Below are 7,516 nucleotides of genomic sequence, written 5' to 3'. Positions count from 1 at the left end.
GGCGTGGGGGCTGGGGACCTTCGTGGGCATCCCGCCGCTGGCGCTGTTCACGCTGTCCTTCGCGGAGCGCTGGGACGCCATCCGTCATGACCTGGAGCTGTTCTTCACGCTGGGCAACCGGAAGCGCCTGAAGGCCCGGCTGCTCTTGGAAGGGGAGCGGCTGGCGGGCGAGGTGGAGCGGTTGGCGGAGGAGTACCGGCCGAAGCTCGACGCGCCCGTCGCTCGGTAGCGGGTGGCGTGGGCGGACCGGAAGATCCGCCGATGCCGTCGAAAGGCCCGCTCTCCTGCCATCCCGGGCCCGTCGTTAGGTTCCCTGAACGGAATCAACGACCGGCACGAGGAGCAGGGCAATGGCGGCATACGACGTGGTCATCGTGGGAGGCGGCCCTGGCGGGCTCAACGCCGCGCTGTATCTGGGGCGCGGGCGCAAGAAGGTGCTGCTCTGTGACGCGGGCACGCCGCGCAACGCGGCGGCGGAGCACATGCACGGCTTCGGTTCGCGCGACGGCATCCCGCCACCGGAGTTCCGGCGCATCAGCCGCGAGCAGCTGAAGGCCTATCCCAACGTGGAGGTGCGCGACACGCGGGTGGGCTCCGTGGAGAAGCACGAGGGCGGCTTCCGCGTGGCGCTGGGCGACGGCACGTCGGTGGACGCCCGGCGCCTCCTGCTGGCGATGGGCGTGGTGGACGTCATGATGGACATCCCCGGCTACAAGGAGCTGTGGGGGCCCAGCATCTTCCAGTGTCCCTACTGTCACGGCTGGGAGGTCCAGGACCAACCGTTCGCGATGCTGGCGAAGAACCCGCAGTACCTGGACGGCGCGCCCATCATCCAGAACTGGTCCAGGGACCTCATCGTCTTCACCCACGGCGCCTTCGAGGTGTCACCGGAGCAGCGCGAGAAGCTCCAGGCGCTGGGCATCCCCCTGGAGGAGCGGAAGATCCGCGCGCTGCATGGGAAGGACGGACGCCTGGCCGAAGTGGAGCTGGAGGACGGGACGCGCATCGCCCGGAGCGTGATGTTCTCCGCGCCGCCGCAGAAGCAACACGAGCTGGTGACGCGGCTGGGACTCGAGCTGGATGACCTGGGCTACGTGAAGGCGAGCCCCACGGGAGAGACGTCCGTGCCCGGCGTCGTCGCGGTGGGGGACATGACGACGCCGATGCAGGCGGCCATCGCGGCGGCCAGTGCGGGCACCATCGCCGCGGCGATGATGAACCACGCCCTCATCCTGGAGGACGCGGACCGCCGCTTCACGGAGGTGACGGGGAAGCCCACCCCCTCACGGCAGAAGGCGCACTGAGACGAAGGTCCGTCAGTGCGCGGACGGCGCGCGGTGCTGCTTGCGCCACGCGGCGGGCGTGAGGCCCTCCGCGCGCCGGAACAGGCGGATGAAGTGCGTGGCGTCCGCATAGCCCACGCGCTCCGCGATGATGTCCACGCGCTCGTCCGTGGACATCAGCCGCCGTCGTGCCTCCGCCATCCGTCCAGAGATGATCCACTCCACCACGCTGCGGCCCGTGGCCTGCTTCAGCGCGGTGGTGACATGCGCGGGCGAACGGCCCACGGCCGCGGCCACCTCGCGCAGCGAGATGGGCTCCAGGCAGTGGCGCTCGATGAACGTGAGCGCATCCCCCACGAGCGACGCCCGCGACTCCACCGGAGTCCACGTGCTGGAGCGGGCCACCTCCGCGAGCACCAGGGAGAACAGGCTGCGCGTCACCTGCTCGCCCATCGCGCGGTGCGGTGCGCGCGTCTCCGCGTGCAGCTCCGACAACAGCCGCACCAGGTGCTCCTGGCGCCCGGAAGGAATCGGCACGACGGCGGAGGCGCCCTGGCGCACGCGCTCGAAGGGCTCCAACAGTGGCCCCACCTCCGTGTGCGTGAAGGCGGACGGATGGAACCCGAGCCCCCAGACCTCCGCCCGCTCGGACGCCACCGTGCGGTGCTTCTCACCCGCGGGGATGAGCATCACGTCGCCCGCGGACACCGTCAGCCGGGTGCGCTGGTCGATGACGGCCCGCCCGCCCGTGTAGAGCGCGAGCACGGCCTGCGGATGCGAAGCGGTGTGGGGAGAGGGCGCTTGCGGGGCGTGCCCGCACGCGACGACCAGGGAGCCCGAGGGCGTGTCCCATGCATGCAGCGGATGCGAATGCACGACCGTCACGAACGCCTCCGCTTCCTTCCCCGGCGAGCAGTGAACCTGCTCGGGTGAACTGAACGGGGCTCGGATGCATTCCGGGCCCCGGCGTTTCGAACGAGGGCGGTCAGCCCTGCTGCACGCGCGGCGTGGCCTCCCGGAACAGCTTCGCGCCCAGGAGGAGCGCCAGTCCGCCCAGCAGCACCGGCACCGCGTTGATGGCGATGGCGGTGTGGAGGCTGGCCATGTCGGCGATATGCCCGATGAGCGTGGGCGAGATGGCATCCCCCAGCATGTGGATGCACAGCACGTTGAGGCCCATGGCGAAGGCGCGGAACGCGGGCGGCACGCAGTTGACGATGGCCGCGTTGATGGGGCCGCTGTTGAGGAAGATGAGGAACTGCGCCACGCCAATGGCCGCGAACGTCAGCGTCGTGTCCTTCAGGTTCACCGCCAGGTACATGCACGGCGCCGCGAGCAGCAGGCCGATGCCGGACAGCCACAGGCCGCCACCCGCGCGCTTGCGGTCCATCTTGTCGCCCAGCCAGCCGCCGGCCACGGTGCCCGTGAGGCCCGCCACCGCCGTGATGGCGCCGAACACCAGGCCCACGCGGCCCGGGTGCTCCAGCCACAGGTGCCGCTCGCGCACCAGGTACGTGGGCATCCAGAACGCCAGGCCGCCAATGGAGAACGTCATCAGCGTGTAGCCCGCCGTCGTGGCCCAGAAGGCCATGTTGCGGCCCAGGCCCTTGAGGCCCTCCATGAACGGCAGCTTCACCGCCGCGTCCGGCCCGTCCATGGCGCCGCGCTGGGGCTCCGGCATGAAGAACGCCATGGTGCCCAGCACGAGCCCCGGCACGCCGCCCGCGAAGAACGCCGCGTGCCACGAATACGTCTGCGTCAGCCACCCGCCCAGGCCGTAGCCCATGGCGGAGCCCACCGGGATGGCGATGTAGAAGTACGACAGCATCCGCGTGCGCTGCTCGCGCGGATACAGGTCGGAGATGATGGACGGCGCCACCGCGCCATAGCCCGCCTCGCCAATGCCAATCACCGCGCGCGCCAGCAGGAGCGCCGTGAAGCTGGACGCCAGGCCACTGGCCCCCGTGGCCAGGCTCCACAGGATGACGCCGCCCGCCACCAGCAGCCGGCGGGGGATGCGGTCCCCCAGGAAGCCGCCCAGGGGCGACGCCAGCATGAAGACGATGATGAAGACGGTGCCCAGCAGGCCGGACTGCGCGTCGTTGATGCCGAAGTCCTTCTGAATCTCCGGCAGCGCGACGGCGATGATGTACCGGTCGAGGTAGTTGACCAGGTTGATCAGCGTGAGGATGAACAGCGCGTAGCCCGCGCGCACGGACTGCGTGGCGTGCGAGCTGGACGGAGCGGCGGGGGAGGAGGCGTTCATGAGCGAGAGGAGCCGGAGCCGGAGCCGAAGCGGTGTGCCAGCAAGCCCCAGCGCAGGCCGCGGTCGCTCACGCGGCACGCATCCAGGCCCAGCGCCTTCACCGCTTCACGCAGGATGAGGGCGCCAGCGGGGATGACGTCCGCGCGCTTGGGCTGGAGGCCGGGCAGCGTCCGCCGCGCGTCCAGGGGCATGGCGCACAGCTGGTCCGTGAGCGCGTCCAGCTCGCCCCGGGACAGCGTGCCGCCGTGGACCGCTTCCGCGTCGTAGGTCGCCATCTGGTGCTGCACGGCGTAGAGCGTCGTCACCGTGCCGGCCACCCCCACCAGCATCGCGCCGGGGGGAGGCGGGGGCAGGGCGGAGAAGGTGTCGCGCAGGTGCGCCTCGATGGCGCCGCGCTCTTCGGGGGACAGCGGGTCGGTGCGCACGTAGCGCTCCGTGAGCCGCACGGCGCCCACGTCGAAGCTGTGGCGGAAGGCCACCGTGCCGGCGTCGCTGCCGTAGATGAACTCCGTGGACCCGCCGCCGATGTCCACCACCAGCAGCGGCCCCGCGGCCTCACTCGCGAAGTCCTGGGCCACCGCGGCGAAGGACAGCTGCGCCTCCATCTCCCCGGGGATGATCTCCACCGTCACGTCCGCGCGGGCCTTGGCGGCGGCGATGAAGTCCGCGCCGTTCTTCGCGTCGCGCGCGGCGCTGGTGGCGGACACGGCGATGGCCTCCGCACCCAATTCCCGGGCCTCGTTGGCGAAGGACACCAGCACGGCCAGCGTGGCCTCCATGCCTTCGGAGGACAGCACGCGGCTGGTGTCCACGCCCCGGCCCAGGCGGGTGATTTCCGCGCGCTCCACCACGGCCTGGAAGCGGCCGTCCGGCTGGCGGTCCGCCACCAGCAGCAGCACGGAGTTGGTCCCGATATCGATGGATGCGAAGCGCGGCATGCCGCGCACACTACTCAACGCAGCAGCGCTTCCAAAGCGCGCACGAGGGCCTCGTAGTCCGCCGCGGAGTTGTAGAGCTGCGCGGACAGCCGCAGGTGCCGCCGGGGCGCCCGGGGCCAGGCCGTGACGGGGACCTCGATGTGGTGCTCCTCGAACAGGCGCACATGGAGGGGATCCACGTAGAGCGGCGGTTCAGGGCGCTCCGGGAAGCCGTCCGGCAGGGCCACGCACGCCATGCTGCCCACCATGGACTCCGGGCACAGCGGCGTCGCGTTGCCCAGCTTCGCGTCCAGCAGTCGCCGGGCGGCCAGCACCATCCGCCGGTTGGAGTCCATCACCTCCGGCCACCCGCCCGGAACGAGTCCCTCCATGAAGCGGATCACCGTGGGGATGCACAGGAAGGGCGTGGGGTCGACCGTGCCCACCCAGTCGAACTCCAGCCGGAAGCGCGAGCGGTCCTTGCGCGGCGAGTTGTGCCCGTGGCTCACCACCATGGGCTTGAAGTCCGGCTGCAGGTCGCGGCGCACGTACAGGAACGCGGCGCCCTTGGGCGCGCACAGCCACTTGTGGCAGTTGCCCGTGTAGTACGCCGCGCCCAACTCCTGGAGCGCCAGCGGCACCATGCCCGGCCCGTGCGCGCCGCCCACCAGCGTCTCCACGCCCCGCTCGCGCAGTCTGCGCACCAGCTCCGCCAGCGGCATGATCAGCGCCGTCTGGCTGGTGATGTGGTCCACGAGGAGCAGTCGCGTGCGAGGCGTCACCTGCGCCATCACCGCGTCCACCACCGACTCCGGCGAAGTCACGGGCCAGGGCAGCTTCGCCACCACCACCTTCACGCCCTTCTCCGCGGCGGCCACGTCCAGCGCGTTCTTGGACGCGTTGTATTCGTTGTCGGTGGTGAGCAGTTCGTCGCCGGGCTGGAAGCGCAGGTTGCGCAGCACGGTGTTCACGCCCGTGGTGGCGTTGGGCACGAACGCCAGGTCATCCGCGCTGGCGCCCACGAAGGCCGCGAGCACCGCGCGCGCCTCGTCCAGCAGCGGCTCCGCCTCGCGGGCGAGGAAGCGCACGGGCTCCGCTTCCAGCCGGGCCCGCAGCTCCGACTGGTGCTGGAGCACCGGCTTGGGGCAGGCGCCGAACGAGCCGTGGTTGAGGAAGACGACCTGGGGGTCCAACCCCCAGTGGGTCTTGTGGGCGGGGAGGGGAGCGCTCATGGGGTGCGCAATGCACCCCGGCGCGTCCCCCCTGTCAACGTCACCCGCCGTGACGGACTACTTCGCCGCCGGAGCGGTGCCCCAGTCCGGGGTCAGCCAGTTGCCCTTCTCCATGGGCAGCGGCACCTGGTTGTTGCCTTCGGAGGTCATCACCCACAGGTGCGCGCCGCCGTTGCGGTTGGTGCTGAAGATGATCAGCCGGCCGTTGGGGGAGAAGGTGGGCTCCTCGTTGTTGCCCTGGTCCTGCGTGAGGCGCGTCACCTTGCCCGTGTCCACGTTGACGGTGAAGAGGTCGAACGCGTTGCGCTCGTCGCGAGCGGTGAAGGCGATGAGGTCCCCGCGAGGCGACCAGTCCGGCGTCTGGTTGTAGTTGCCCTGGAAGGTGAGCCGCTTCACGCCGGAGCCGTCCGCGCCCATCACGTACACCTGCGGGCTGCCGCCCCGGTTGGACACGAACGCGATGCGCTTGCCGTCCGGCGACCAGGTGGGGCTGGTGTTGAGGCCGTAGGGCGTGTCCGTGATGGCCTTGGCGCCGGAGCCGTCCGCCGCGGCGACGTAGATTTGCGCGCTCTCACCCTCCGCCAGCGCGTAGGCGATGCGCTTGCCGTCCGGCGAGTAGGCGATGCCCGTGGCCATCTGGCCGTCGGTCACCAGCGGCTTCGCCTCGCCGCCGGGGGACTGCACGTAGATGTCCGGCCGGTTCTTCCGGTAGGACGTGTAGGCCACCTGGCCGGACGGGCTGAGCGTGGGGAGGATGTGCGTGCCGCCCTTGGTGAGCGCCTGCGCGTTCATTCCGTCCCAGTCCGCCACGTACACGTCGCGGTTGGCGGCCGCCTTGCGCACGTAGGTGATGCGCGACAGGAAGGGGCTCGCCTCGCGGGTGAAGTGTCGGTAGAGCGCGTCCGCCAGCGTGTGCGCCAGCTGCCGGGGCTCACCGGCGGGCGCGTCCTTGGACACCTTCAGCTCCTCCTTGCCCGTGGCCACGCTGAACAGGCGCAGCTCGCCGCGCAGCGCGCCGCCGTCCTGCGCCAGCGACACCTTCACCAGCGACTCCGCGCCCACGTCGGCCCAGCGGCTGAAGTTGATGCTGCCCGCCGTCATGCCTTCCTTGGCGTCCGCGGTGAAGCCCGCGCGGTCCAGCACCTGGAAGATGCCAGAGGCGGTGAGGTCGTACGTGAAGGCGGTGTCGAAGGACTGCGCGGCCTTCTTGTCCGCGCCCTCCTGCACCACGGGCGCGGGGGCCGCGAGCGGCAGCGGGCGGAAGTTCGCGCCGGAGATTTCGATGACGGGCGCCTGCGCCAGCACCAGCGCGGGGACCAGGAGGAGCGAGAGCAGGAAGGCTTTCATGGGCTGAACACCAGGACGACGCCGTTCTTCTGGAGGGCGTCGCGAAGCGCATCGGGGGGAGGAGAGAAGGGGGAAGCCTTGCGCACGGCGGCCACCACCGCCGCGTCGAACAGCTCGTTGCCGCTGGCCTTGGCCAGGCTCACGTCCAGCACTTCGCCCGCGCGGCCCAGCTTCATGGCCACCTGCGCCTTCAGGTACAGGCGTTCCGCGTCGGGGATGGTGTCCGCCACGTTGTAGTGACGGCGCACCTGGGACTTCAAAAGGCCGTAGTACCGCTCGCCCTCCGCCACCGCGGAGTCACCGTCCGGGTCGCCGTCCTCGGCGCCTTCCAGCTCCTCCGGCTCCGTGGGCTTCGCGGACTTGTCGAACGCGCCGAAGAGCTTCTTGCGCCGGTCCTCCGCGGTCGCTTCCCCCTTCTGGGGCGCGGGGGCCGGGGCGGGCTTCACGCCGGGCACCGCCTGTCTCTTATAC

Annotated in this window: 7 protein-coding genes and 1 pseudogene; 2 read left to right on the top strand and 6 right to left on the bottom strand. The window is 70.9% G+C overall.

Annotated features, from left to right (window positions below):
• Window positions 1-229: pseudogene (locus D7Y15_RS41055) on the top strand (acyltransferase); the annotation flags it as partial.
• Window positions 230-350: 121 nt separating this feature from the next.
• Window positions 351-1,304, top strand: a complete 954-nt coding sequence (locus D7Y15_RS41050) for an NAD(P)/FAD-dependent oxidoreductase (protein WP_121755986.1) — start codon at window positions 351-353, stop codon at window positions 1,302-1,304.
• Window positions 1,305-1,316: 12 nt separating this feature from the next.
• Here D7Y15_RS41050 and D7Y15_RS41045 read toward each other — a convergent pair whose 3' ends face one another.
• The 6 genes from D7Y15_RS41045 to D7Y15_RS41020 form a co-directional block, all read right to left on the bottom strand.
• Window positions 1,317-2,168 (bottom strand): AraC family transcriptional regulator, encoded by an 852-nt coding sequence (locus tag D7Y15_RS41045; protein WP_121755985.1) that lies wholly within the window; start codon window positions 2,166-2,168, stop codon window positions 1,317-1,319.
• A gap of 100 nt (window positions 2,169-2,268) precedes the next feature.
• Window positions 2,269-3,549 carry an MFS transporter gene (locus D7Y15_RS41040; protein ID WP_120581250.1) on the bottom strand — a complete coding sequence of 427 codons (1,281 nt, stop codon included), beginning with the start codon at window positions 3,547-3,549 and terminating at the stop codon, window positions 2,269-2,271.
• Complete coding sequence (locus tag D7Y15_RS41035) at window positions 3,546-4,487, bottom strand: Ppx/GppA phosphatase family protein (protein WP_120581251.1); 942 nt, start codon at window positions 4,485-4,487, stop codon at window positions 3,546-3,548. The genes D7Y15_RS41040 and D7Y15_RS41035 overlap by 4 nt, the downstream gene beginning before the upstream one ends.
• A gap of 14 nt (window positions 4,488-4,501) precedes the next feature.
• On the bottom strand, window positions 4,502-5,698 hold the full coding sequence (locus D7Y15_RS41030) for an aminotransferase class V-fold PLP-dependent enzyme (RefSeq protein WP_121755984.1): 1,197 nt from the start codon (window positions 5,696-5,698) through the stop codon (window positions 4,502-4,504).
• A gap of 57 nt (window positions 5,699-5,755) precedes the next feature.
• Window positions 5,756-7,045: a PD40 domain-containing protein gene (locus tag D7Y15_RS41025; RefSeq protein WP_121755983.1), complete on the bottom strand. Its 1,290-nt coding sequence runs from the start codon at window positions 7,043-7,045 to the stop codon at window positions 5,756-5,758.
• A partial coding sequence (locus D7Y15_RS41020; RefSeq protein ID WP_121755987.1) for a TonB family protein occupies window positions 7,042-7,516 on the bottom strand: 475 nt, incomplete at its 5' end. The genes D7Y15_RS41020 and D7Y15_RS41025, both read right to left, overlap by 4 nt.

It is taken from the genome of Corallococcus sp. AB030, assembly GCF_003668965.1.
In the GTDB taxonomy this organism is placed as follows: Bacteria; Myxococcota; Myxococcia; order Myxococcales; family Myxococcaceae; genus Corallococcus; species Corallococcus exiguus.
Note: the sequence above shows the minus strand (reverse complement) of the source record. Positions and strands in the feature narration are given on the sequence as shown.